Consider the following 25410-nt stretch of genomic DNA (forward strand, 5'->3'; position numbering starts at 1 on the left):
GGTCCGATCCAGGCTTTCGGATCCGGGCGGACGCCCACGGGCGGCCTCGGCCAACCCCTAGGCCGGGGCCGCCCCCTCCCCACCTCTCGATCAGAGTTCGACAACTTCGGAAGCGACGAGAATGCCCCACACGGCCCCCACCATCGCGCTCAGCCCCGACTGGCCCTGTCAGGTCAAGGAGCCCGGGACGCGGGACTGGGAACGCACCGCGACCCGCTGGCTGCGCGACCTGCTGCCGGCCCGCTACGCCGGCTACTCGCCGCTGACCCGCCACCACGTCATCCTCGCCCGGCACGCGCAGCTCCAGCTCCAGCACGAGATGCGCGCGGTCCGGGTCGCCCTCCAGACCAGCCGCGCCGAACTGCCCACGCTCGGCGTCGCGGAGGCGGTCATCGAGAACACCATCCGCATGTACGCGACGGAGCTGGACCAGCTGGGCCGGCTCGCCCGCGGCGTGCGGCTGGTGACGGACGCCCTGATGGGCGACCACCCGGCCCACCGCAGGGTGTAGGCCCCGACACTCAGGTCACGGCCGCGCCCAGTGCCACGAATCCGCAGATCAGGACGGCAAGGATGACCAGCAGGGGCCAGACGAAGCGCAGGTACTTGTCGTAGCCGACCTTGGCGAGGGCGACGCCGCCGATTGTCACCGCCGTCGTCGGCACCCACAGGTTCATCCAGCCGCTCGCCGCCTGCCAGGCGGTGACGACCACCGCGCGCGAGACGCCCGCGAAGTCGGCCAGCGGGGCGAGGATCGGCATGGCGAGGGTGGCATGGCCGGAGGTCGAGGGGATCAGGAAGGCCAGGGGCAGGTTCACCACGAAGACGATGATGGTGAACACGCCCGACGAGGTGCCCTTCACCACGCCCTCGATGGAGTGCAGGACCGTGTCCGTGATCCGCGAATTGTTCATGATCACGGTGACCCCGCGGGCCAGCATGATGACGAGTGCGGGGGAGACGAAGTCTCCCGCGCCCCGGACGATCGTCGAGCTGGTCTTCTGCTCCCCGAGCCGGGCCACCACCCCGACGAGCACGGCCGCGCACAGGAAGAGCGCCGCCAACTGCGGGAAGGACCAGCCGAGTTCGAAGGCGTACGGTGTGGCGTCGGCCTTGCCCGTCAGCGCGCTCGACCACGGCACGACCGAGAAGATCATGAAGGCGAAGACGAGGCCGAGCACCACCAGCACGGCCTTGTGCGTGCCGGTGAGCCGCGGGGCCTCGCCCGCGTCCGTCGCCGTCCGCTCGCGGTCGCCGGGCAGGAAACCGCTCAGCGAGCGCCCGGGCACCTTCTGGACGCGCCGGGCGTAGCGCACGACGTACGCGATGGTCACCGCCGTCAGCACCAGCCACATCACGAAGCGCAGCGCGATGCCGTCGCCCAGCGAGATGTCCGCGGCGGAGGAGGCGACGCCCGTGGCGAAGGGGTTGACGGTCGAGCAGAGTACGCCCACCCCTGCACCCAGGATCGCCGTGCCGACCGCCACCATCCGGTCGTAGCCGAGCGCGAGCATCATCGGCACGAGCAGCCCGTAGAAGCCGAGCGTCTCCTCGGCGAAGCCCTCCACCGTGCCCAGCACCGAGAAGACCAGCATCACCCCCGCGATCAGCAGGGCGCCGCGCTCGCGCAGCCGGTGGGCGAGGCGCTCGATGCCCCGGTCGAGGGCGCCGGTGGCGAAGACGACGGTGATGAACGCGCCGATCGCCAGGACGAAGAGGAACACCCCCGCGCTGCCGTACAGATCACCGGTCAGATCGGGGCCGACCGCGCCCGAGGTGGAGGCCCGGATGCCGTACAGACCGTTGACCGGGGCCAGGAAGAGGTCGTTGAGCCGGTCGACGAAGCTCTGGCCGGAGGAGACCCGGTGATAGGTGCCCTGGACCGGCGCGCCCTTGTCGTCGCGGTCGTACTGGCCCGAGGGGATGAGGAAGGCGAGCAGCCACACGGCGACCGTCACGATCGCGAGGACGGTGAGCGCACTCGGAAACGCGAGTCTCCGCTTCGGCGGAGGGCCGGGCGGCTCGGACGAGGCGGTCCCACCCGGCCCCACGGGCCCACCCGGCTCACCGGGCCCCACCGGCTCCAGCGGCCCGCCCGGCTCACCGGGACCCACCGGCCCACCGGCCGCGTCCGGTCCTCCCGGCCCGGGCGGCCCCGAAGGCCCGGGCCCCGCCGTCCCGCCGGCCCCACTCGTCCCCCCGGCCCCAGCCGTCCCACGAGGTCCGTCCACGCCACCCACCCCGCTCACATCCCGACCAGGCCGGGGCCGCCCGCGCCGCGCTCCGCGAAGTCCTTCGCGTACTCGCGGACGAACGCGGAGAGGGCGATGACGGTGTTGCGCAGTTCGGAGAAGAGGACCCGTTCGTTGGGGGCGTGCAGGTTGCACATGCTGTCCTGGGCCCCGAACAGCAGCACCTCCGCGCCGGGCGCCGCCTTGGCCAGGCCGTTGACCAGCGGGATGGAACCGCCGGTGGCGACGTACGAGGCCTCCTCGCCCCACGCCTCCTTGAGCGCGGTGAGCGCGGCCCGGTGGGCGGGACCGCCGGTGGCGGCCTCGTAACCGGGCCCGGTGTCGCCCGGGGTGACGGTCAGCGGGATGCCGAAGGGGCGCAGCGCGCGCAGATGGTCGACGAGTCTCCGCTGTGCCTCACGCGGGTCCTGGAGGGGGTGGAAGCGCAGGTTCAGCTTGGCCCGGGCGTAAGGGACCACCGCCGAGGCCGCGTGCTCGACGGCCGGCGCGTCCAGACCGATCACCGTGATCGCGGGCCCGCTCCACAGCCGCTCTCCCAGCGACCCCGACCCGATCAGGGGAAGCCCCTCCCGTACACCCGCCAGCGAACGGAACTCCTCCTCCGTGTACGTCGTCCCGGTCCAGGCGTCCCGGCGCAGACCCTCCACGGCCACGTCGCCGTGTACGTCGTGCAGCGTGGCCAGGGCCTTGAGCAGGGCCAGCAGCGCGTCGGGCGCCGCCCCGCCGAACTCGCCGCTGTGACGCGGCTCGTCCAGGGTGCGCACCTCGACGGTCACCTCGGCGGCCCCGCGAAGCCCGGTGGTCAGGGTCGGCGTGCCGGGGCGGAGGTTGCCGAGGTCGGCGACGACCATCGCGTCGCAGGCGAACCGCCCGGGGTCGGTGGGCGGGTAGGTGTCGAAGGCGCTGCCGTACTCCTCCTGCCCCTCGATCACGATCGTGACGCCGACGGGCGGCCGTCCCCCGTACACGCGCAGCATGCCGACGTGGGCGATGACGTTGGACTTGTCGTCCGCGATGCCCCGGGCGCGCAGGCCGCCCTCGACGGGTGTCGGCTCGAACGGCGGGGAGAGCCACAGGGTCTGGTCGCCGGGCGGCTGGACGTCGTAGTGGCCGTAGAGCAGGACGGTGGGAGCGTCCGGGGCGGGGGCGGGGATCCGCCCGTAGACCACCGGGGCGGTGCCGGGGAGGTCGAGCCGTTTGACATGGGGCACCCCGGCGTCCCGGAGCAGCGCCGCCACCAGGTCGTGCGCCTCCTCGACGGGGCCGGGCGGAAAGCCCGGGAAGGCGATCGAGGGGATCGCCGCCAGCCGTTCCAGGTCGGCGTGGAGCCCGTCCATGAGACCGTCGACTCGGGTTTCCAGCTCCATCGCGCGCCGCCCTGACTGCCGCTCCGCCGCCCGCGCCCGGCGACCGGGCCGGCGGATGCCGAATGCCATCGGGACACCACGATCGGTGACCGGACGCGGGGCCGCACCCCGGGCGGCGCACCCGGGTCACCGCGTCCGGACCGGCGTTGTCAGTGGTGGGTGGCACGCTGGCGGGTATGGACGAGCTGATACGGCGCCGGGTCTACGGGGCCGACCACGAGGATCCGGACCCCGGACCGAGGCCGGGGCGTGTCTACCGCGAGCTGGTGGCGGGGCCGTTGGACGGGCTGCTGCTCGACGTCACCGGCTGGAGCGAGCGGCAGCTGGGCGAAGGCGCGGCCCTCGCCACCGAGATCGGCTCGCACGGCCCGGGCGGCCGTGCTCGGTACGGGCCGCGGCCGGGCGATCCGCACCACTGGGACTGGGCGGGCGACACCCCCTGACCGCGGCCGCCGCGCCGCGCGGCGTCAGCGGCCGTGCCGTTCCGGGCCGCCCCGGACGATCAGCCGGGTGAGCAGGACGACGGACCTGGGCGCCGAGCGGTCGCCGTCGATCCGGGAGAACAGCAGCTGGGCGGCGGTGGCGCCGAGCGCGACCGGGTCCTGGCTGACGATGCTGAGGGGCGGGCTGAGGCGGTCGGCGAGGGGGAAGTCGTCGAAGCCGACGACGTCGACGCGGTCGGTGTCCTTGAGCGCGCCCATCACCCCCATGGTGATGACGTCGTTGGTGGTGAAGACGGCGGTGGGCGGCCGGCCCAGCGACCGCAGCGCGCCCAGGGCCGCCGCCGCGTCCGGCCGGCTGCGCAGTTCGTGCCGTACGAGCGCGGGGTCCTCGGGTATGCCGTGCGCGGCCAGCGCGTCGAGGTAGCCGGCGTGGCGCTCGCGCTGGGTCCAGATGCCGAACCGGTCGCCGAGGTAGGCGATCCGGGTGTGGCCCCGGGCGAGCAGATGGCGTACGGCCCGCTCCGCCCCCGCCCGGTTGTCGACCGTGACGGTGTCGACGGCCAGCCCCTTGGCGGGCCGGTCCACGCAGACGACCCGGGTGCCGCCCTCCATCGGCTGTTTGAGGAAGCCGTGGCCCCCGAGGGTGGGGACCAGGAGGAGGCCGTCCACCTGGCGGGCGGTGAAGGCCGCTATGACCTCGCGTTCGCGGCGCGGCTCGTCGTTGGTGCTGCCGACGAGGACGAGGCAGCCGCGGCGGTGCGCCTCGTCCTCCACCGAGCGGGCCATCAGCGCGTAGAAGGGGTTGGCCAGATCGTCCACGACGAGCCCGATCGTGGAGGTGCCGGGGTTCTTGCGCCGCAGGTTGCGGGCGTTGTCGTTGCGCTGGTAGCCCAACTGCCGTACGGCCTGCTCGACTCGGGCGGCCGTTCCGGGGGAGACTCCGGGCTCGCCCGACACCGCGCGCGACACGGTCATGGGGCTGACTCCGGCGGCGCGGGCCACGTCCTTCATCGTCGGGCGCTTCACGGCTCTCCTCGGCGGCGCGTCCGTCCCCGGACGACGGACGGTGATGTGTCGATGATTGCAGACGGAGCCGCATGTCAGGCCGGATGAGCCGACCTTGGGGCCGCTGGTGCGGCCTGAGCCCTCGCGGGGCCCGGACTTGGTAACGTTCCCATCCCCGACGTCCGGTTCCCGGCTTGTTACGTGCCGGGCCCTTGACGTGTCGTCAGGGACACCTCAACAATCCGGAGTTGATTGGTAACGTTCACACACCCATCACGCACCCGCACTCCGAGCATCCCCGTCCCCGAGGCAGCCCGCCGGACGGCGAGCGGGCCTCCGCGAGAAGGTGGTCCCCCCTCGTGCTCCGATCCGTGCACCTCTCCAGATCCCGTCCGCGCTCCCGGTACGCGGGGGCGTTGAGCGCCCTGGCCCTGGCCGCCTCCGGCCTCGTCGGCCTCGCCACGGCGGCCCCCGCCGACGCGGCGGTGCTGCCGCTGACCCAGTACGTCGATCCGTTCATCGGAACCGACGACAGCAACGCCCCCAACCCCGTACCGGGCGGCGCCGGGGGCAGCACCTACCCCGGTGCCGTCGTGCCCTTCGGCGGGGTGCAGTTCAGCCCGGATACCCCCACCGCCTCACCCTCCGGCTACCGCTACAAGGACGCCTCCGTCGAGGACTTCAGCCTCACCCACTTCGACGGCGCGGGCTGCCCCAACAACGAGGACCTGCCGCTGCTCCCGGTCACCGGCGCGCTCGGCACCTCACCGGGCTCCAACTGGACCGGTTACGCGTCCGGCCACACCAAGGCCAACGAGACCGCCCGGCCCGGCTACTACAAGACGCGCCTGGACCGCTATGCCACCGACGTCGAGCTGTCCGCCACCACCCGCACCGGCATGGGCAGGCTGACCTACCCCTCCTCGACCGCCGCCCGGCTGCTGGTCGCCACCGGCCGCAGCGCCACCGGCAGCCGCGCCGGAACCGTGCACATCAGCGGCGGCGAGCTGACCGGCAGTGTGACCGCGGGCGGTTTCTGCGGCTCGTCCAAGACGTACCAGATCTACTTCGACATCCGCTTCGACCGTGCCCCCACCGGCTTCGGCACCTGGTCGGGCGCCACCGTGACCGACGGCTCCGCGAACGCGTCCGGCACCAACACCGGCGCCTACGTCACCTTCGACACCACGGCCGACCGCACGGTCCAGTTCAAGGTGGGCCTGTCGTACGTCGGCGTCGCGGGCGCCCGGGCCAACCTCGCGGCCGAGAACGGCGGCTGGGACTTCGGCGCGGTGCGCGACCAGGCCGACGACTCCTGGAACCGGATCCTCAACCGGATCCAGGTCGGCGGCGGCAGCACCGCCGAACGCCAGAAGTTCTACACCTCGCTCTACCACGTCCTGCAGAGCCCCAACATCTCCAGCGACGTCAACGGCGACTACCGGGGCTTCGACAACGCCGTGCACCGCTCGGCCCACCCGGTCTACCAGAACTACTCCGGCTGGGACATCTACCGCTCCTGGGCTGCCCTGATAGGGCTGATCGCGCCCACCGAGGCCAGTGACATCGCCAAGTCGATGGTCCTGGACGGACAGCAGGGCGGGCTGCTGCCCAAGTGGTCGCAGCAGACCAACGAGGACTTCGTGATGACGGGCGACCCGGGGCCGATCATCGTGAGCAGCCTGTACGCGTTCGGGGCCCGCGACTTCGACACGGGCGCGGCGCTCGCCCTGATGGAGAAGGCTTCCAACGGTGGCACCACCCAGGGCAGCGCGATCCGGGGCCGCCAGTCGGCGTACACCAGCAGGCACTACCTCGACGACCCCTCCGACTCGCTCGAATACTCCGCGTCCGACTTCGCGGTGGCCCAGTTCGCCAAGGCGCTCGGCGACACCGGCAGCTACACCACCCACATGAGCCGCGCCCAGTGGTGGCGCAACACCTTCAACTCCGAATCGTCCTACGTCCAGCAGCACAAGAGCGACGGCTCCTGGACCTGGCCGCTGGACCCGGCGAGCCAGTCCACCTTCACGGAGGGCAACGCCTCCCAGTACACCTGGATGGTCCCCTACGACTTCGCCGACCTGATCAGCTCCATGGGCGGCCGGCAGACCGCCGTCCAGCGTCTGGACCACCACTTCACCGAGGTCAACGCCGGTCAGAGCAGGCCCTACTACTACATCGGCAACGAGCCCGAGCACGGGGTGCCGTGGGCCTACAACTACGCCCGCCGCCCCTTCGGTGCCTCGGACGCGGTGCGCAAGGTGATGGCCGAGTCCTTCACCACCGGCGCGGGCGGTCTGCCCGGCAACGACGACCTGGGCGCGACCTCCGCCTGGTACGTGTGGGCCGCGCTCGGGATGTATCCGGCGACGCCCGGCGCGGACACGCTCGCGCTGCACGGGCCGCAGTTCCCCTCCGTCCTCATCCGGCGCGCGGCCGGGAACATCACCATCAACACCTCCGGCTCCGGCGCCTATGTGCAGGGCCTCGCCGTCAACGCCATCCCCACCAGCCACAGCTATCTGCGCTACCCGGACCTCGCCTCCGGAGCCACCCTCACGTACACCATGGGGGCGGCCCCCGGCGCCACCTGGGGCACCGGGGCGGCCGACGTGCCGCCCTCCTTCCAGGACGGCGCCACTCCGGTCCCCGCCGCTCCCGAGCTCGGGCCGAACCTCGCCCGGGACGCCACGGCCACCGGGTCGGCCGTCTGCGCCGCAGCCGAGTCGGCCGACAGGGCGGTGGACGGCTCGTTGCGGAACAACAGCAAGTGGTGCTCCTCCGCGAGCGGCCCCTCGCTCCAGGTGGACCTCGGCTCCGCCCGGACCGTGTCGTCGTTCGTCGTCGAGCACGCCGGTCTCGGCGGTGAGAACACCGGCTGGAACACCGGCGGGTTCCAGATCCGGACGTCCGCCGACGGCTCTTCCTGGACCACGGCGGCCACCGTCACGGGCTCCCGCTCCAGCCGGACCTACCACCCCGTCCAACCCCGCACCGCCCGCTACGTCCGACTGCTGGTCACCAGCCCGGCCAACACATCGAGCAGCGCCGCCCGGATCTACGAACTGGAGGTCCACGGCACCTGACGCCCCGGCCCCGTCGACGGGCCGTCGCCGCGCGCCGCCGGGCAGACGAGGCCGGCGCGCGGCGGCCGTCCGGCATCCCGTCAGAGCGCGGCGACGGGGGAGATATGCGCGAAGTCCGCCACGACGACTCCGCCCTCCTTGGTGTCGTCGTTGATGAAGACGATCGACTCCATCGGCACGTTCCGCTCGTCGCTGAGCGCCGCCGCCAACTCCTGCGCCACGACCGTCTCCAGGACGACCCGGGCGCCGGGCGCGGTGTCGGGCAGCCGGACGACGGCGAGGTTCGCGGCCCCCTCGACCCGGGCGGTGGTCACCAGCAGAGTCAGATGCCCCGCGGCCGAGAGCGAGCGGGCGAGGGCGATCTCGCGACCGCTGCCGAAGACGAGGTGCAGGGTGTTGCCCGCCGACTCCATCTCGCCGTGCAGGTAGTTGCGGGTGACCGAGGCCGCGGCGGGCATCCGGGGCACCTCGCGCAGCAGCAGCGCCGCCTCCTCCGCGGCGGCCCGGGAGGCGCCCTGGCCCACGCAGTCGACGGCGGCGCACCGCGCGGCACGGGCCAGCAGCGGGGCGATGGTGTGCGCGGCCCGTGTCCGTACGGCCTCGGCCTGCTCGGGGACGGCGTCCCAGGAGTCGCCCGCGCGGCCCGCGATCACCCCCGCGATCAGGTCGAGGGCGATGAGCGTACCGGTGAAGCCGACGGTCGAGGCGCAGGAGTCGGGTTCGTTGCCGAGGTCGACGGTGAGCGCGGCGAGGGCGCCCAGGGGGGAGGGGGTGACGTTGAGGACCGCCAGGGCGGGCACGCCGTGTGCGGCCCGGAAGGCGGCGGTCGTCTCGGAACTGCGGCCGCTCTGGGAGACGCCGATCAGCAGATCGGTGTCGAACCCGCCGAGCCCCGACTCGATCTCGCTGGCGAGCACCCGCTGGGCGGGTACGCCGTGGCCGCGCAGCACCTCGACCGGCAGGGCGAGTGCCGCGTACGAGGCGCCGATCCCGGCGAGGAGCGGGCGCCCGGCGTCGCGCAGCCGGTCGCCGGCCGGCCCGGCCAACTGCCGTCGCACCTGGGCGGTCACGCGCTCCAGCGCCTGCGGCTGTCCGGCCTGGCCGTCGAGGAAGGTGATTCGCGTTCCGGGCATGAGGAGTCCTTTCGTGCGCCTGCGGCGTGAGTGGGCGAAGGCGCGGTGCGGGGGACAGAAGGCGGACGAACCGGGCAGGTAGGACGGTGAAGGCAGGATCATCCTGCGAAGTGCCGACCGGGGGAATGGCGCCCGGGGAGCGCACGGTGGCGGACGTGTCCGCCGTGACCGCAGGAGTCTCATCCGCACCGCGGGCGCGCCGGGGCCCACGGCGCTCGGCGCCGTGTGTCCACCGGTCGGGCCGCACGCCGACCGGCCGCGGCGGCGGGGCTCCGGGGTGCCCGCGCACATACGCGGGCCGTCCCCCGCTCCGAAGAGGCGGGGGACGGCCCGGGTGATCAGGCGCGGGAGGCGGGTGTCAGATGAGGTCCATCGCGGCGACCTCGTCGGGGCTGCCGTAGCTGACCGGGCCCTGGAAGCGGTGGCGGGCGGTGGCGAACCACCACAGGGTGGCGATGAACAGCACCGCCCCCAGGGCGATCGGGGCGTAGTTGAACGAGTCGGTGGTGATCGGTGAGGTCTGCGGCAGCATGAACAGCACGCTGCTCAGCACGATCCAGGCCACCGCGACCGCCGCCACGGGCTTGCCCCAGCGGCCCAGGTTCCACGGGCCGGGCTGGAAGTCGTCCAGGCGCAGCCGCAGGAAGATGGGCACCCCGTACGCGAGGTAGAGCCCGACGACGTTGACGCTGACGATGGCGGTGAAGGCGGTGTGCGACCACCAGCCGGGAATGATGAGCACCAGCGAGCACGCCGCGGCCAGCCACACCGCCTTGACCGGGGTGCGGGTGCGCAGCGACACCGAATGCCACCACCGTGAACCGGGCATCGCCCCGTCCCGCGAGAAGGCGAAGATCTGGCGGGTGTTGCTGGTCATGTTGGCGAGGCCGCAGAAGAGCATGGCGCCGATCACGATCAGCAGGAGGAGCTTGGCGGTGCCCATGCCGAGGGCGTCGATGAGGATCTGCACCGGCGGGGCGGCGGAGCTCGCCTCGGCCGCGTAGTCGCGGATCGCGTACACCAAGGCCAGCATCAGGACCAGCCCGGCGAGCGCCGAGTAGATGATGGCGCGCATGATGCCCCTGGGGGTGTTGACCGTGGCCTTCACCGTCTCCTCGGACATGTGGAAGCTGCCGTCGAAGCCGGTGAACGTCCAACTGGTCACCAGCAGGCCGAGCATCGCGGCGTACAGGCCGCTGCTGAAGCCGGTGGTGTTGACGAAGTGGTTGGCGAACGAGGCCGACTGGTGGTGGGAGGGCTTCAGGGTGAGGGCCGCCACGATCACCACCATCCCGATGAGCAGCCACCACACGGAGATCCGGTTCACCACGGCCACCAGCTGCACCGTGTACGTGTTGGCGAGCGCCTGCACCACCAGTATCACCGCGGCGATGCCGACGGTCTGCTGGGGCGTGGGGTGGTAGGAGGACCACTGCATGGAGACGAAGGCCTGGATGAAGGTGGCGGCGGCGTAGTTGGTGGCGGCCGTGCCGCCCACCTGCCCGACGAAGTTCAGCCATCCCGTGTACCAGGACCAGGCGCCGCGGTGCCGCTTGGCGAGCTTGCCCGCGGAGAAGTACAGGGCGCCGCTGGTCGGGTAGGCGGAGGCGATCTCGCCCATCGCCGCGCCGACGAACAGCACCATCAGAGACACACCGATCCAGCCGAAGATGAGGATGCGCGGCCCGCCGGCGCCCATTCCGAATCCGAAGGCGGAGAATATGCCGGAAATGATGTTGATGATCGTAAAAGATATCGCGAAATTGTCGAACGCGTGGAATCTTCGGGTCAGTTTCCGCGGGTAGCCCATCGCGTGCAGTGTCGCGTCGTCGTCGAGGGCGACGGGCGGTTCGCGGCGAGGAGCTTTCGTGCGGAGCGGGGACATGCGCTCGGACACTGGGGGCAGCCTTTCCTGGGGGGTGGACAGGACGCGTGTCGTACGGGTGCCGCTGGGCCGTGCGGTGGTGCGGGCGGGTCAGGCCGGGCCGGGGGTCGGCAGTCCGCAGGCCCGCCGGGCCCTGGTCAGCCGTTCCTCGGGGTCGCCGAAGGCGCTCCAGGGCATCCGGGAGGCGTAGGGCCCCATGGCCGTGAGCACCTCCCGGGCCTCGAACTCGCGCTTGGCCATGTACAGCGCGTGTGCCAGATAGGCCAGGTCCAGGACCGGGGTGAAGCGGTAGGCCGCCGTCCGGGGGAACCAGTTCTGGTAGATGCCCAGTGCCGTCGCCGTCCACTGGGGCTGGAGCCAGGTGCTGTCCGCGAGCAGGGCGGACGGGTCGTAGTCCTCGACGAGCGCGACCAGGGGCAGCAGTCGCAGCGGCGAGGTGAGCGGGGCGCGGTGGCTGAGGAAGGAGGCGACGTCCCAGCGGGCGCTCGCGGAGCCGCCGTGGCGGGTGAAGAAGAAGGCCAGGAAGCGGTGGTGGGCCTCGCGGTTCCACGGGTCGAGCCGCAGGATGTGCGAGAAGAGCTGCCAGGGTCCGGGCGGCGCGGTCAACAGGCCCTTGGGGGCCGGGTCCTGGGAGCGCTCGAAGCGGGCGAGGGCGAGCTGGGCGACCCAGGGGGTGGGGTCCTGGGGCAGCAGCCGCGCGGCACGCCGGCAGGCGGCCGTCGCGATGCGCACCAGCGCGCCGGCCCGGCCGTCCCGGGCGTCGGCCATGCGTAACGCCCGGACCATCGCGACCCGCGCCGCCAGCAGCGCGGCCTCGGGGCCCGGTTCCTCCGCGAGCCACCGCTCGGCGAGGTCGGAGTCGGCGGCCTCGGACGCGAGGACCAGCGAGCGGTGCGCGCGCACCTCGAAGTCGGTGCGCGCGTCCTTGAGGACGTTGTGCGCGCTCAGGTACCGGCCGGCCCGCACGTCCGTGCAGGCCTGGGCCAGCTCACGGTCGTCGGCGGCCGGATGCCACACGTACTGCCCCTCGAACGAGCCCGCAGTCACGATCCCCTCTCCATCCCGAAGACGACGCCACCCGCATGCGCATTCCGGCCATGGCGAATTCGGCCAGGGAACGTATCCCCTACGCAGGCTCACTGACAGCGAGCCACACCTTACTCATCATGAAGTCGTATCGAAACTCGTCGCCCGGAATATCTGGTTCCTAGTCATTTATGGGCGCGGCAAATGCGGTTGGGTAGCCGGGCACCCGCTGCCGGGCTTTTGGCGTGACACCGGTGGGGGGTGTGGGTACGGCCTATGCGGGTACGGGTTATTCCCCGGGCGGTGACGTCTTTTCGGCCGTGGCCGGATTTCGATAGGGGGACGTTTCGCCCCGGAAGGTGGCGCGCGTGACGCGGCGGCGCGGGGCATGCCACCCTTGCCGTCGACACAGGCCCTGGTCACGGGGCTGGAAGCCGGGTTGGCCGGCTGCGAGGAACCGAGCTGGAGTAGGGCTGTTGCTGCATCTGCGTCTGAACGTGCCCGCCGACCTCACCGACGAGGTGGTGCGGACCCTGGAGGCGACGGTGGGCACCGCCCATCTGGCCGTCGTCCCGGGTGCCTCGCGCAACCCCGTGGGCGACCTGGTGCTGTGCGACGTCGCCCGCGAGGCCGGGGACGAACTCATCGCCCGGCTGCGCGAGCTCGGCCTCGACCGGTCCGGCGCGATCGCCGTCGAGAACATCGACTTCTCGCTGTCCAAGCGCGCCGAGAAGGCCGAGGCGGAGGCCCCGGGCGAGGGCGTGGACGCGGTGCTGTGGGAACAGCTCACCGACGCGACGCACGAGGAGTCGACGCTCACGGTCACCTATGTGGCGTTCCTGGCGATCGCCACGATGCTCGCGGCCTGCGGCGTGATGCTGGACAACGCGATTCTCATCGTGGGCGCGATGGCGGTCGGTCCCGAGTTCGGTCCCCTGGCCGGTATCTCCACGGCACTGGTCCAGCGCGCGCCGGGCCTTGTCTGGCGGTCACTGACCGCGCTGGTGGCCGGTTTCGCGGCGGCCATGCTGCTGACGGCCGGATTCGGCTGGCTCCTGGACCAGGTGGGGCTCTTCGGCAAGGACATGCTGGAGGCGGCCCGTCCGAACACCGCCTTCATCTGGAAGCCCGACTGGATGTCCTTCGTCGTCGCCTTCCTGGCGGGCGTCGCCGGAACGCTCTCGCTCACCTCGGCCAAGTCCGGGGCGCTCATCGGCGTGGCCATCTCGGTGACCACGGTCCCCGCGGCGGCCAACGCCGCCATGGCGTTCAGCTACCGGGAGTACGCCCAGACGTGGGGCTCCACCGAACAGCTCCTCGCCAACCTGGGCGGGATCGTCCTCGCGGGCACCCTCACCCTGCTCACGCAGAAGGCGCTCCTGCGGAGCCCGCGCAGGGGTCGGGAGTCCGCGCGCTGAGGGCTGGACGCCGCGTGGCGCGGGGCGGGGGAGGACCCCACGCACCCGCGCCACACGCGACCGGTCCGGTCAGTAACCCGTGTGGCTGGCGCTGTGCCAGCTCGCCCAGCCGCAGTCGGACTGGTAGTGGGTGCCCTTGCTGGCGTTCGTGTCGCCCTCCATGTGGCAGGCGCCCTTCCTGCCGCCCTCAAGGCCATGGTCGCGGCCGTGGTCGCGGTCGTCGTCACGGGCGTAGCCGTGGTGACGGTTGTCGTCGCGGCCGTAGCCATGGCCGTAGTCGTGGCGGCGGTCGTCGTCGCGGCCGTAGCCATGGCCGTAGTCGTGGCGGCGGTCGTCGTCACGGCCGTAGCCGTAGCCGTTGCCGTGGTGGCGGCCGTGGTCGTCGTCGCCGTGGGCCAGCGCGGTCGTCGCGCCGCCGAGGACGACGCCGACGGCGAGGACGCCCGCGGTGAGGGTGGTACGCAAACGCATGTGTGCTCCTGTGGGGTCGGAGGCAGAACGTGACGTCCTGAGCGATCACCGTTACGGAAGGTGGCGAAACCTGCCTTCACCCGACTGCCGGGTGTGTGATCTCCTTCACGCCGATGTGGCGGTACGTGATGAATTCCTTACAGGGACACTCCGTACAGGTGGGAACAGGATCGGTGTGACGTCGCAGCAGGAGGTCCCCCATGACGCCGTTCACCTTGCGCTACACGGTGCCGCAGAAGCCGAGGGAGCGGCCCGTCGCCTACCGCTTCGACGCCTCGCGGCAGCTGAACGTGCTGCCCGACGGGCGCCCCGCCGTCAGTGACCGCGAGGTGCTCAGAGCGAGCGGCACCACCGCGTCCACCGCCGGTTCCCAGACGCACTTCGACGACTGACGGCCCGGCAGCCGGATGACGGTTCTCATCCTCACGTGCGAACAGGACGTCACCGCCGACATGGTGGTGACCCAGTTGCACGAGCGCGGCGTCCCGCTGGTGCGCCTCGACCCCGCCGACGTACCCGGCAGAGCGGTGCTCTCGGCCGAGTACGCTCACGGTGACTTCACCGGGCACCTCTCGGTCGACGGGTTCCTGGTGAGCATGTCGGGGCTGCGCTCGGTGTGGGTGCGCCGGCCGGGGCGGCCGGCCGCCCACGCGCCTGAGCCCTCCCCGTGGCTGACCGCCGAGACGCGGCAGGCGCTGTTCGGCATGCTGTACTCGGCCCCGGCGCGCTGGATGAATCACCCGCGCGACGCCGAGGCGGCCCGGCACAAGCCCTGGCAGCTGCGGGTCGCCCACACCAGCGGGTTCGCGGTGCCGCCGACCGTCGTGACGACCGTGCCCCGGGTGGCCCGGCAGTTCGCGCAGCAGTACCGGGACGTGGTGGTCAAGAGCGCCGCCGGGCCGCCGCCGGGCGAGCCCCTGATGGCGTTGCCGACGACGCTGATCGGGCCCGACGCGGACTTCTCCGGCGTCCGGGCGGGGCCGGTGCTGCTCCAGCGCTTCGTCCCCAAGAAGGCGGACATCCGGCTGACCTGTGTGGGGGCGGCGTTGTTCGCCGCCCGGAAGGCCTGCGATCCCGCGCTGGTGGACGGCCGTTACGACGACGGCCGCGGCTGGGAGCCCGTCGGCGTGCCCGGCCGCATCGCGGAATCGGTGCACGCGTACATCCAGCGCACCGCCCTCGCCTACGCGGCGTTCGACTTCGCCGAGGACACCGACGGGGTCTGGTGGTTCCTGGAGTGCAACCAGGGAGGGCAGTTCGGCTTCGTCGAACTCGACACCGGCCAGCCGATAGCGGCGGAGGTCGCCACCTGGCTGGCAGGCTCTCAGTGAACCGCGGCCGGTGTGCGGCGTCGCACCGTCGCCATCAGCCGCTCGGCGGGCTGGAGCAGCAGGGCGGTGCGCGGTGCCACCTCGGCGTCCGGCAGATCGAGGTGATGACGCTGGGCGAGGGTGGCCAGCACGAGGGCGGCCTCGACTTGCGCGAACCGGGCGCCCAGGCAGGTCCTCGGGCCGCCGCCGAACGGGAACCAGGCGTGGTCCGGCACCGGGTCCGGGGCGTCGGCGTCCCAGCGCTCGGGGCGGAAGGCGTCGGGGCGCGGGAACCAGCGCGGGTCGCGGTGCGTGGTCCACGGACTGCACCAGACGACCGTCCCGGGCGGCACGCGTGCGCCACCGAGGGTGGCGCCCGGGCGGGCCACCGCCGGGATGATCCAGACCGGCGGGTACATCCGCAGCGCCTCCTTGACGATCTGCCGGGTCCACACCAGCCGGTCGTAGTCGTCGATGGTGGGTGGGCGACCCCCCAGCACGCCGTCCAGCTCGGCTTCGAGCCGGGCGCGCACCCGCGGGGAGCGGCCGAGCAGGTACACCGTCCAGGTGAGTGCCGTGGAGGTGGTCTCGTGTCCGGCGGCCCAGAGCGTGACGGCCTCGTTGCGCACCTCCCTGGGCGACAGCGGCCGGAGCTCCTCGTCGCTGGCCTCCAGCAGCCGGCTGAGCAGGTCGTCGCGCCTGCCGGTTTCGTCGGGGGCGCTCAGCCGGGCCGCGATGAGCCGGTGCACCTCGGCGTCGATGGTGGCCACGGCGCTCAGCAGGGACCGGCGGGAGGGGGTGCGCACCCAGGCGGGCAGGAACAGGCCGATGCCGCGCAGCTCCTCACCGATCGCGCGCTCCGCCACCTCCATGGCCTCGCCGAGCGCCGCGGTCTGCGCCCCGAGGTCGTTGCCGAACAGGGTGCGCAGCACGACCCGCTGGGTGATGAGCGCCATCTGCTCGCGTACGTCGATCCGCTCGCCCTCGCGCCAGGCGTCGGCCGCCGTGCCCGCGCACTCCACCATCGTCGCCGCGTACGCGCGGACCTGGCGCGGCCGGACGGTCGGCTGCACCAGTGAGCGCTTGCGGCGCCAGTCGGCGCCCTTGCTGAGCACAACGCTGGGCCCGGTGACCTGTTTGAACGCCCAGCCGATGTCGAGGAGTTCATAGGTGCGCTCGCGGGCCGCCAGGAACTCCACGATGTGCTGGGGGTGCGAGATGAAGAGACTGCGCCGGGGGCCCAGGGACCAGGCCACGGCGTCTCCGAAGCTGTCGCGCAACCCGGTCAGGAAGGCCAGGGGGTCCTTGCCGAAGGCGAACAGGTGACCGAAGGGCCGGGGCAGGCCCCGGGGGCCGCGGACGGGACGGAGCGGGGGTGCGGTCAGGGGCACGGGGAATCCCGGAGTGGGCCGGTGAGAGCTCGACATGGTGAGGTTTCTACCCATGTGCCCGATACGGCAAGCCGGTGGAGCAAGCGCTCACCGTGTCGCTCGCCGGAGGCCCGGACGCCGAAGGCTCAGACGTCGGTGGCCTGGAGCTCGGGTCTCTCGTACGGCGGATGCAGCTCGGGATGGCTGTCCCACCACAGGCGGTGGAAGGCGTTGTTGTCGACGTTGGCCAGATACGCGCTCAGGGCCGCGCGGTAGAGCAGCTCGGCCTGCCGGGCCGGGACGGCCGAGCGGTTCCAGGCCAGCCGGATGCGCCCGGTGAGCGGCGCACCGGCCAGGGGGCGCATCACGGTGCCGTCCGCCCCGGGCGCGGTCGGCTGGCTCAGGGCGACGGCACGGCCCCCGGCGATCAGGGCGTACTGCATCTGGCGGTCCGCGATCCGGTAGCGCAGCCGGGGTGCGAACCCGGCCCGCGCGCACGCCTCGGCGAACGCCTCCGGCCCGCCGTCGTCATCCTCCACCAGGGTCATCCACGACTCGTCGGCCAGCTCGGCCAGTTCGATGTGCTCCCGGTCGGCCAGCCGGTGGCGGGCCGAGAGTCGGATGGAGAACGGCTCCTCCGGGATCAGCGTCCTGGCCAGGACCCCTTCGGGGAGCGGGACTTCGTGGCCGTTCACCTCCCCGTACACGATGGCGTCGTAGCGTCCGGCGCCGAGCATCCGGGTCAGGGCGGTCACCGAGTGCTCCAGGTCCACGGTGATCTCCTGGCCGGAGAGCGAGAGGTCGGTCTGGTCCAGGAGGCCGTCGAGCAGGACCAGCAGGATGCAGCCGAGCCGCAGCGGGGCGCCGGTGGCGACCGCGCGGGCGCCGGTGCCGAGCGCGTCCATCTCGCTGAGCACCCGGCGCGCCCTGGCCAGCACGAACCGCCCCAGCGGGGTGGGCTCCGTGCCGTGGCGGCTGCGGACGAAGAGATCGCCCCCGGTGGCCCGCTCGATGCGCCGCAGTTGGGCGGAGAGCGAGGGCTGGGAGACCCCGAGCCGGCGCGCGGCGCGGCCCAGGCTGCCCGCTTCCGCGATCTGGCAGACGGCCTGCAAGTGCCTCAACTCCAGCTGCATCTTCCGAGCGTACGCAGCGGCCAGGCGGCGCACCATAACCCGCGTCGTATGCCCGACTGGTATGTACCACGTTTGCCATGTCCACGCCCATACTGCGCGGAGAACAGGCCCCCCACGATCGGAGTGGACGTTGCGCCCCTTCAGATTGACGGCCGCCGTGGCAGCACTGAGCCTGACCACGGGCCTGACCGGCGCTTTGGCCGGTACGGCATCGGCCGCACCTCATGCACAGTCAGGGACCGCCCAGCGGCCCAGCCCCCTCTCGCGTGCCGTCGCCGCCGCCGACCAGGCGGTCCGCAGCGGACTCGACACCTTGGTCAACTCCCCGCAGGAGCAGTACGAGCGGCGCATGGTCACCCCCTGGGTGAAGGACCTCTACTCGGTCGCCTACGAGCGCAGCTACCGGGGGCTGCCGGTCGTCGGCGGCGACGCGGTGGTGCTCGCGGACGGCGACGGCGACATCCGGGCCGTGCAGTCCGCCTCCTCCGTACGCATCGACGTGGCGACCACCGCCTCGGTCACCGCGAAGGCCGCCGAGACCACCTCGCGCGCCCGGCTCGCCAAGGTCGACAAGGTGGTGCGGAGCCGGCTCGTCGTGCGACTCGCGGACGGCAGGCCCGCGCTCGCCTGGGAGACCGTGCTCGCCGGACGCACCAAGTCCGCGCCCAGCAGGCTGCACGTCTTCGTGGACGCGCGCACCGGCAAGGTGCTCGGCACCCACGACGACGTCGAGGCGGGCACCGCCAACAGCAAGTGGAACGGCCCCAGCCCGGTCACCATCGACACCACCAACTCGGGCGGCAGCTACTCGCTGCGCGACCCCAACCGGGCGGGACTGAGCTGCGCCGACTACAGCTCGGGCGCCGTGTTCACCAAGTCCTCCGACTCCTGGGGCACCGGCAACCCCACCAGCAAGGAGACCGGTTGCGCGGACCTGATGTTCGCCGCGCAGAAGCAGTGGGACATGCTGGGCCAGTGGCTCGGCCGCAACGGCGTCAGCGGCAACGGCCGCAGCTTCCCCGGCAAGGTCGGCCTCGGTGACCTCAACGCGTACTGGGACGGCAGTTCGGTCACCATCGGCCACAACAGCGCCAACGAGTGGATCGCCGGGATCGACGTGGTGGCCCACGAGTACGGGCACGCCATCGACAGCAACACCCCCGGCGGCACCAGCGGTCAGGAGGCCGGGCTCGGCGAGGGCACCGGTGACATCTTCGGCGCGCTGACCGAGGCGTACGTCAACGAGCCCTCCCCGTACGACACCCCCGACTACACCGTCGGCGAGATGATCAACCTCCAGGGCCGGGGCCCGATCCGGAACATGTACAACCCGCCGGCCGTCAACAACGACCCGGCCTGCTACAGCTCCTCGATACCCGGCACCGAGGTGCACGCCGCCGCGGGCCCGCTCAACCACTGGTTCTACCTGCTGGCCGAGGGCAGCAGCCCCGGCGGCGGCAAGCCCAACAGTCCCACCTGCAACCAGAGCACCGTGACCGGGGTCGGCGTCCAGAACGCGGGCAAGATCTTCTACGGTGGCATGCTCCTGAAGACCAGCAGCATGTCGTACAAGAAGTACCGTACGGCGACGCTGAGTTCGGCCAAGTCGCTGGACGCGACCTGCAACCTCTTCAACCGGACCAAGGCGGCCTGGGACGCCATCAGCGTGCCCGCGCAGAGCGGTGACCCGACCTGTCAGCCCAGCGGCCAGAGCGACTTCTCCCTCGCCCTGAACCCGGCCTCCGGCACCGTCCAGCAGGGCGGCTCGGTCACCACCACCGTGACCACCAGCATCACCACGGGCTCGGCCCAGTCGGTGACGCTCACCGCCTCCGGCCTGCCCGCGGGTGTGACCGCGTCCTTCAACCCGGCCACCGTGCAATCCGGCCAGTCCTCGGTGCTCACGCTCTCCGCCTCCGCCAACGCGGCTCCCGGCCCGTACACCGTCACCGTCAAGGGCCAGGGCACCACGCTCTCCCACACCGTCGACTACGCCCTCAACGTCGGCGGCACCACGCCCGGCACCGACCCGCCCGACATCGACGTGGCCAAGGTCCAGGCGCACCTGGCGCAGCTGGGCACCATCGCCACCCAGAACGGCGGCAACCGCCGCGCGGGCAGCGGCGGATACACCCAGTCGCTCGCCTACATCAAGGGCAAGCTCCAGGCCGCCGGATACACCGTGGCCGAGCAGAACTGCACCACCTGCACCTACCCGTCGAACAACCTGATCGCCGACTGGCCCGGCGGCCCGGCCGACCAGGTGCTCATGCTCGGGGCGCACCTCGACAGCGTGTCGGCCGGTCCCGGCATCAACGACAACGGCTCGGGCTCCGCGACCCTCCTGGAGAACGCGCTGGTCCTGGCGCAGAAGAACCCCACCATGACCAAGCACGTGCGCTTCGCCTGGTGGACCGACGAGGAGCAGGGCCTCAACGGCTCCGAGTTCTACGTCAACCGCCTCAGCGCCACCGACCGCGCTGCCATCAAGGCGTACTACAACTTCGACATGGTCGGCTCGCCCAACGGCGGCTACTTCATCAACAACGTCAACTCCACCCAGGCGGCGCCGCTCAAGGCGTACTGGGCCTCGCTCAACCTCGCCCCCGAGGAGAACGTCGAGGGCCAGGGCCGCAGTGACGACGCCTCCTTCCAGGCGGCCGGGATCGCCACCTCCGGTTACGCGGCAGGCGCCAGTGCCCGCAAGACCTCGGCGCAGGCGGCCAAGTGGGGCGGCACGGCCAACGCCGCCTACGACTCCTGCTACCACAGCGCCTGCGACACCCCGAGCAACATCAACGCCACGGTCCTGGACCGCAGCGCCGACGGTGTGGCGTACGCGATCTGGAAGCAGGCGGTCGGCGGGACCACCCCGGCGCAGGACTTCTCCCTCGCCGTCACCCCGCCCTCCGGCAGCGCCAACCCGGGCGGCAGCACCACCGCGACCGTGAACACCACCACCGTCAGCGGTGACCCGCAGACCGTCGCCCTGTCGGTCTCGGGCGCGCCCAGCGGTGTGACCGCGACCCTCGACCCGGCTTCCGTGCAGTCCGGCAAGTCCTCGACGCTGACCGTGCAGGTCGGCGCGGGCACCACGCCCGGCACGTACACCCTCACGGTCACCGGCTCCGGCACGGTCGGCCACAGCACCACGTACACGCTGACCGTCGGCGGCGGTGGCGGCTGCACGGCCCGCCAGCTCGTCGTCAACGGCGGGTTCGAGAACGGCTCCAGCCCGTGGACGGCCACCTCGGGCGTCATCACCAACCAGGCCGGTGAGACGCCGCACGGCGGCTCCTACATGGCGTGGCTGAACGGCTGGGGCTCGGCCCGCACGGACAGCGTCTCGCAGTCGCTGAGCATCCCCTCCGGGTGCTCCAGCTACCGGCTCTCGTTCTTCCAGCACATCGACACGGACGAGGACGAGAGCGTCGCGTACGACACCTTCACCGTCTCGGTCGGCGGCCAGACCCTGGCCACCTTCTCCAATCTCGACGCGAACTCCGGCTACGACCAGAAGTCCTACGACCTCTCGGCGTTCGCCGGACAGACCGTCACCCTGAAGTTCAACGGTGTGGAGGACCAGGCTCTGCAGACCTCCTACGTCGTGGACGACATCACCCTCCAGGTGAGCTGACAGCCGCCTGAGCACCTCGCGCACGGCGTCGGCCCCCGCCTTTTCCCGGCGGGGGCCGACGCACGGGGCGAGGGGCGGTTCTCAGGCGCCGCTGGCCCTCAGCATGTCCTCACGCTCGACGATCTTGACGCGCTCGCGGCCCTGCGGCTCGCCCAGGGCCTTCTCGGCGGCGTCGAGCCGGTGCCAGCCCTCCCAGGTCGTCCAGCGCACCCCGCCCTCGGCGAGGAAGGCGTCGACCGCCTCGGGCTCCGGCGCGGAGGGGGTGCGCAGCCGGCCGTGGGCGTGGTCGTCCAGCAGGTTGGCGACGGTCTCGTTGGCGTCGCCCTTGGTGTGGCCGATCAGCCCGACCGGGCCGCGCCGGATCCAGCCGGTGACGTAGGTGGAGACGAGGTGCTGTCCGGCCTCCACGACCCGGCCGCCCTCGTTGGGGACCGTGCCCGAGTCCACGTCCCACGGGAGCTTGGGCAGCTCGTCGGAGAGGTAGCCCACCGCCCGGTACACGCCCTGGACGTCCCAGTCGTGGAACTCGCCGGTGCCCACCACGTTGCCGGACCCGTCCAGGCGGGTGCGCTCGGTGCGCAGACCCACGACGGTGCCGTCCTCGCCGAGGATCTCGGTGGGCGACTCGAAGAAGTGCAGGAAGAGCTTGTGCGGGCGGTCGCCGACGTCGCGGATCGCCCAGTTCTCCAAGGTCTTGGCGACCATGTCCGCCTGCTTGTTGGAGCGGCGGGTGGCGATGGAGCCCTCGTCGTAGTCGATGTCCTCGGGGTCGACGATGACCTCGATGGTGGGGGAGTGGTCCAGCTCGCGCAGCTCCATCGGGCTGAACTTCGCCTGGGCGGGGCCGCGGCGGCCGAAGACGTGGATCTCGCGCGCCCGGTTGGCCTTCAGGCCCTCGTGGACGTTGGGCGGGATCTCCGTGGACAGCAGTTCGTCGGCGGTCTTGGCGAGGATGCGGGCGACGTCCAGGGCGACGTTGCCGACGCCGAGCACGGCGACCTTCTCCGCGTGCAGCGGCCAGGTGCGCGGGACGTCCGGGTGCCCGTCGTACCAGGACACGAAGTCGGCGGCGCCGTAGGAGCCGTCGAGTTCGATGCCGGGGATGTCGAGGGCGCGGTCGGCGTCGGCACCCGTCGAGAAGATCACCGCGTCGTAGAACGCGTGGAGCTCGTCGAGGCTGATGTCGCCGGGGTAGTCCACGTTGCCGAAGAGCCGGATCTGCGGCTTGTCGAGCACCTGGTGCAGGGCGGTGACGATGCCCTTGATGCGGGGGTGGTCGGGGGCGACGCCGTAGCGGATCAGCCCGAAGGGCGCGGGCATCTTCTCGAAGAGGTCGATCGAGACACCCGGGTCGGTGGCGGCCGGGGACTTCAGCAGCGCGTCCGCGGCGTAGATCCCGGCGGGACCTGCGCCCACGATGGCTGTCCGCAGGGGGCGGGGCATGACTGTTTCCCTTCGACCGGCAACGAAATGGCTCGTCAGACACCCTAAGCTTAGGCAAGCCTAAGTGAGTACCCGCCCCCTCCTTATGAGCTCATAAGTCGATCTTATGGCAACCCAAAGTGAGAGTGATGGGCGGGGTCGAACGGCGCGAAACGGTCGTTCCGTCAGGGTGTCCGGGACTCCGTCCGGGGCAAGGGAGAATACAAAGCCTCAGCAGGAGTGGGAGGTTGCCCCCTTGACCGTCTACGTGGACGACGTGAAGGACTACGGCGCTCTCGCGCGACGACGAGGTCTGCCGTCCGCGCACTGGTGCCATATGACCGCCGACACCGAGGAGGAGCTGCACGCGTTCGCGGCCGCCCTCGGGATGCGCCGGGCCTGGTACCAGCGCAAGGGCCCCGACGACCACCGCTGGCACTACGACATCACCCCACCCACCCGCGCGCGGGCCGTGCGGCTGGGCGCCCGGGAGGTGGACCGGCGGTTCATGGGCAACCTGATGATCAGCCGCAGCGACGACGTCCGGGTCTGACCTCGGGCGCGGGCCACGGGACAAGCCTGCCCCCGGTCCGGCCGCGGGCCCGCTGACCGCACACGGCCGGCCACCCTGTCCGGCTCACGGGTCCCGTGACACGTGCGGTCAGCGGCGGGACAGCACACCCCGGACGAAAGCGGCCTGGCCGGCGTGCTGGAGGCTGTCCGAGACGACGCTGACCAGCCGCACCGCCAGCGTGACCGGCGGATCCCAGGAGGTGTCGACGACCCTGGCGAGCGCCTTGCCGTCGAGCCCCGCCAGACAGGCGGCGGTCTGCGCGTGGACGGCGTCGTGGTAGCCGGTCAGCAGTTCGGCGGATGCGGTGACCGAGGCGACCTGGGCGGAGGTGTGGCCGTAGCCGGTGTCGGATTCGTCCAGCGGCAGCCCGAACCTCTCCGCCCACCCCTGCCCGGTCCACACCTGACCGAGCCCGGCGGCATCCGCGATGTGGTCGTCCTGGATCCTGGTCAGATGCCAGACCAGCCAGGCGGGGGAGTTGGCCGAGCCGTCGACGCGGAACGCCAACTCCTCGGCGCTCAGGCCCTCGACGGCGTCCGCGACGGTCGCGCGGATCCTGCCGAACGCGTCGAGAAGGAGATCGGAACTCGTCACCGTGGTCACCCTCGCCAACCTAGGGCCTGCCGCCGCTCCGCGCACGGGGAAGCGCGCACGAGGGGGTGGGCACGGGAAAGCGCGCACGAGGGGGTGGGCACGGGAAAGCGCGCACGAGGAGGCGCCTGCCGGAAGCGGGCATAGGACCGATGCCGCCGCGGTTGATCGTCGTGAAGCGGACGAGGTGGGACCCGACGGTGTACGGACGGACCCGTGCCGGGGGCCCGGAGGAGGCGAGCGATGACAGAGCCGGCGAACGGACGTGGCTGGTCGGGGGACCGGTTGGACCTGGATGCCTATCTGGCCCGTATCGGGTACGAGGGGGAGCGCGCCCCCACGCTGAAGGTGCTGCGCGGGCTTCAGCGGGCGCATGTCACCTCGATCCCGTTCGAGAACGTCAACGCCGTACTGGGCGAGCCCGTCGCACTGGACCTGGAGACGGTCCAGGACAGACTGGTGCGGGGCGGCCGGGGCGGCTACTGCTTCGAGCACGTCGTCCTCTTCGCCAGTGCGCTGGAGCGCCTGGGTTTCGCGTTCACCGCCCTCATCGGGCGCGTCATGCTCGGCAGCGACAAGATCCTCCCGGCCACCCACGCCCTGACCGCGGTGCGCCCGGCCGACGACGACCGGCTCTGGCTGTGTGACGTGGGCTTCGGCAGCGGGCCGCTCGCGCCCGTCGAGATCGCCGACGGGGCCGAGGTGGATCTGGAGGGGTGGAAGTTCCGGACGAGGCGGGTGGCGGGCGTGCTCGGCATCGACGAGTGGTGGCTGGACCAGTACGGCCAGGACGGCTGGACCCCCCGGCACACCTTCACCCTCGTCCCGCAGTACCCGATCGACTACGCCGTGGGCAGCCACTTCGTGAGCACGCACAGCCGCTCGCCCTTCACGGCGCGCCTGTTCGCCCAGAAGTTCGGCGCCGACCGCCTGCACCTGCTGGACGCGGCCACCTGGAAGACCGTCCGCCCCGACGGCTCCGCCACCGAGCGCACGATCGAACCGGCGGAGCTGGGGCGCGTCCTCGCGGAGGCGTTCGGGATCATTGTGGAGGCGCGGGAGCTCGCGCGGCTGGAGCAGGGCATCGCCGCCGCCCGGCAGGCGGAGCGGGAGCAGGGCCCCGGCCCGGTCTGACGCCTTCGGGACCCCCGTCCGCGGGGACGCGAAAGCCGGTGACCTTCGCCGTGGCGAGGATCACCGGCTTCCGTGTCCCGGCGAATCAGCGGCCGCTCACCTCCGGGCTCCCGGATCCGGAGCCCGGGCCCCGGGCGCCGCCGCCCGCCG

General features: G+C 72.0%; 20 protein-coding genes. 9 read left to right on the forward strand and 11 right to left on the reverse strand.

Translation table 11 applies throughout. The features are described from left to right. Window positions 1–121 precede the first annotated feature (121 nt). Complete coding sequence (locus tag ACZ4MU_RS28455; protein WP_358835243.1) at window positions 122–511, forward strand: hypothetical protein; 390 nt, start codon at window positions 122–124, stop codon at window positions 509–511. 10 nt (window positions 512–521) lie between these two features. Here the strand turns inward: ACZ4MU_RS28455 and ACZ4MU_RS28460 are convergent, their stop codons facing one another. Both ACZ4MU_RS28460 and ACZ4MU_RS28465 read right to left on the reverse strand, forming a co-directional pair. Then, complete coding sequence (locus tag ACZ4MU_RS28460; RefSeq protein WP_467881966.1) at window positions 522–2051, reverse strand: YfcC family protein; 1530 nt, start codon at window positions 2049–2051, stop codon at window positions 522–524. A 194-nt stretch (window positions 2052–2245) separates the two neighbouring features. Beyond that, on the reverse strand, window positions 2246–3619 hold the full coding sequence (locus ACZ4MU_RS28465) for a M20/M25/M40 family metallo-hydrolase (protein ID WP_467882111.1): 1374 nt from the start codon (window positions 3617–3619) through the stop codon (window positions 2246–2248). Between the two features lie 176 nt (window positions 3620–3795). On the opposite strand from ACZ4MU_RS28465, the gene ACZ4MU_RS28470 reads away from it, so the two are divergent. Then, a complete protein-coding gene (locus ACZ4MU_RS28470) occupies window positions 3796–4062 on the forward strand; it encodes a hypothetical protein (RefSeq protein WP_467881968.1) in 267 nt (88 codons plus the stop codon). 24 nt (window positions 4063–4086) lie between these two features. Here ACZ4MU_RS28470 and ACZ4MU_RS28475 read toward each other — a convergent pair whose 3' ends face one another. Beyond that, window positions 4087–5088: a LacI family DNA-binding transcriptional regulator gene (locus tag ACZ4MU_RS28475; protein ID WP_467881970.1), complete on the reverse strand. Its 1002-nt coding sequence runs from the start codon at window positions 5086–5088 to the stop codon at window positions 4087–4089. A 338-nt stretch (window positions 5089–5426) separates the two neighbouring features. On the opposite strand from ACZ4MU_RS28475, the gene ACZ4MU_RS28480 reads away from it, so the two are divergent. After that, complete coding sequence (locus tag ACZ4MU_RS28480) at window positions 5427–8156, forward strand: GH92 family glycosyl hydrolase (RefSeq protein WP_467881971.1); 2730 nt, start codon at window positions 5427–5429, stop codon at window positions 8154–8156. Window positions 8157–8236: 80 nt separating this feature from the next. On the opposite strand, the gene ACZ4MU_RS28485 is transcribed toward ACZ4MU_RS28480, so the two are convergent. The 3 genes from ACZ4MU_RS28485 to ACZ4MU_RS28495 all read right to left on the reverse strand — a co-directional run bounded on the left by ACZ4MU_RS28485 (window position 8237) and on the right by ACZ4MU_RS28495 (window position 12221). Beyond that, entirely contained in the window at window positions 8237–9289 is a 1053-nt protein-coding gene (locus ACZ4MU_RS28485; protein ID WP_467881972.1) for an SIS domain-containing protein, read from the reverse strand. Between the two features lie 358 nt (window positions 9290–9647). Further along, window positions 9648–11099, reverse strand: a complete 1452-nt coding sequence (locus ACZ4MU_RS28490) for an amino acid permease (protein WP_467882113.1) — start codon at window positions 11097–11099, stop codon at window positions 9648–9650. 165 nt (window positions 11100–11264) lie between these two features. Continuing rightward, window positions 11265–12221: a hypothetical protein gene (locus tag ACZ4MU_RS28495; protein WP_467881974.1), complete on the reverse strand. Its 957-nt coding sequence runs from the start codon at window positions 12219–12221 to the stop codon at window positions 11265–11267. Window positions 12222–12676: 455 nt separating this feature from the next. Here ACZ4MU_RS28495 and ACZ4MU_RS28500 point away from each other — a divergent pair, with 455 nt between their 5' ends. Beyond that, on the forward strand, window positions 12677–13618 hold the full coding sequence (locus ACZ4MU_RS28500; RefSeq protein WP_467881976.1) for a DUF389 domain-containing protein: 942 nt from the start codon (window positions 12677–12679) through the stop codon (window positions 13616–13618). Window positions 13619–13687: 69 nt separating this feature from the next. Here the strand turns inward: ACZ4MU_RS28500 and ACZ4MU_RS28505 are convergent, their stop codons facing one another. Further along, window positions 13688–14089: a hypothetical protein gene (locus tag ACZ4MU_RS28505; RefSeq protein ID WP_467881978.1), complete on the reverse strand. Its 402-nt coding sequence runs from the start codon at window positions 14087–14089 to the stop codon at window positions 13688–13690. A gap of 200 nt (window positions 14090–14289) precedes the next feature. Here ACZ4MU_RS28505 and tgmA point away from each other — a divergent pair, with 200 nt between their 5' ends. Continuing rightward, on the forward strand, window positions 14290–14481 hold the full coding sequence (gene tgmA, locus ACZ4MU_RS28510; RefSeq protein ID WP_467881979.1) for a putative ATP-grasp-modified RiPP: 192 nt from the start codon (window positions 14290–14292) through the stop codon (window positions 14479–14481). A gap of 15 nt (window positions 14482–14496) precedes the next feature. Beyond that, window positions 14497–15420 (forward strand): ATP-grasp ribosomal peptide maturase, encoded by a 924-nt coding sequence (gene tgmB / locus ACZ4MU_RS28515; protein ID WP_467881981.1) that lies wholly within the window; start codon window positions 14497–14499, stop codon window positions 15418–15420. Here tgmB and ACZ4MU_RS28520 read toward each other — a convergent pair. Both ACZ4MU_RS28520 and ACZ4MU_RS28525 read right to left on the reverse strand, forming a co-directional pair. Then, complete coding sequence (locus ACZ4MU_RS28520; protein WP_467881983.1) at window positions 15414–16826, reverse strand: cytochrome P450; 1413 nt, start codon at window positions 16824–16826, stop codon at window positions 15414–15416. The genes tgmB and ACZ4MU_RS28520 overlap by 7 nt on opposite strands. Before the next feature lie 89 nt (window positions 16827–16915). Then, entirely contained in the window at window positions 16916–17902 is a 987-nt protein-coding gene (locus ACZ4MU_RS28525; protein ID WP_467881985.1) for a LysR family transcriptional regulator, read from the reverse strand. 172 nt (window positions 17903–18074) lie between these two features. Between ACZ4MU_RS28525 and ACZ4MU_RS28530 the strand changes: the two genes are divergently transcribed. Further along, window positions 18075–21539, forward strand: a complete 3465-nt coding sequence (locus tag ACZ4MU_RS28530) for a M28 family peptidase (protein ID WP_467882115.1) — start codon at window positions 18075–18077, stop codon at window positions 21537–21539. An 81-nt stretch (window positions 21540–21620) separates the two neighbouring features. Here ACZ4MU_RS28530 and ACZ4MU_RS28535 read toward each other — a convergent pair whose 3' ends face one another. Beyond that, window positions 21621–22982 carry an FAD-dependent oxidoreductase gene (locus ACZ4MU_RS28535; protein ID WP_467881987.1) on the reverse strand — a complete coding sequence of 454 codons (1362 nt, stop codon included), beginning with the start codon at window positions 22980–22982 and terminating at the stop codon, window positions 21621–21623. 235 nt (window positions 22983–23217) lie between these two features. Between ACZ4MU_RS28535 and ACZ4MU_RS28540 the strand changes: the two genes are divergently transcribed. Next, window positions 23218–23514: a DUF4031 domain-containing protein gene (locus tag ACZ4MU_RS28540; RefSeq protein WP_467881989.1), complete on the forward strand. Its 297-nt coding sequence runs from the start codon at window positions 23218–23220 to the stop codon at window positions 23512–23514. A 108-nt stretch (window positions 23515–23622) separates the two neighbouring features. On the opposite strand, the gene ACZ4MU_RS28545 is transcribed toward ACZ4MU_RS28540, so the two are convergent. After that, a complete protein-coding gene (locus ACZ4MU_RS28545) occupies window positions 23623–24129 on the reverse strand; it encodes a mycothiol transferase (RefSeq protein ID WP_467881991.1) in 507 nt (168 codons plus the stop codon). 240 nt (window positions 24130–24369) lie between these two features. Between ACZ4MU_RS28545 and ACZ4MU_RS28550 the strand changes: the two genes are divergently transcribed. Then, a complete protein-coding gene (locus ACZ4MU_RS28550; protein WP_467881992.1) occupies window positions 24370–25260 on the forward strand; it encodes an arylamine N-acetyltransferase family protein in 891 nt (296 codons plus the stop codon). Window positions 25261–25410: the final 150 nt, after the last annotated feature.

It is taken from the genome of Streptomyces sp. NPDC026377 (genome assembly GCF_055567715.1).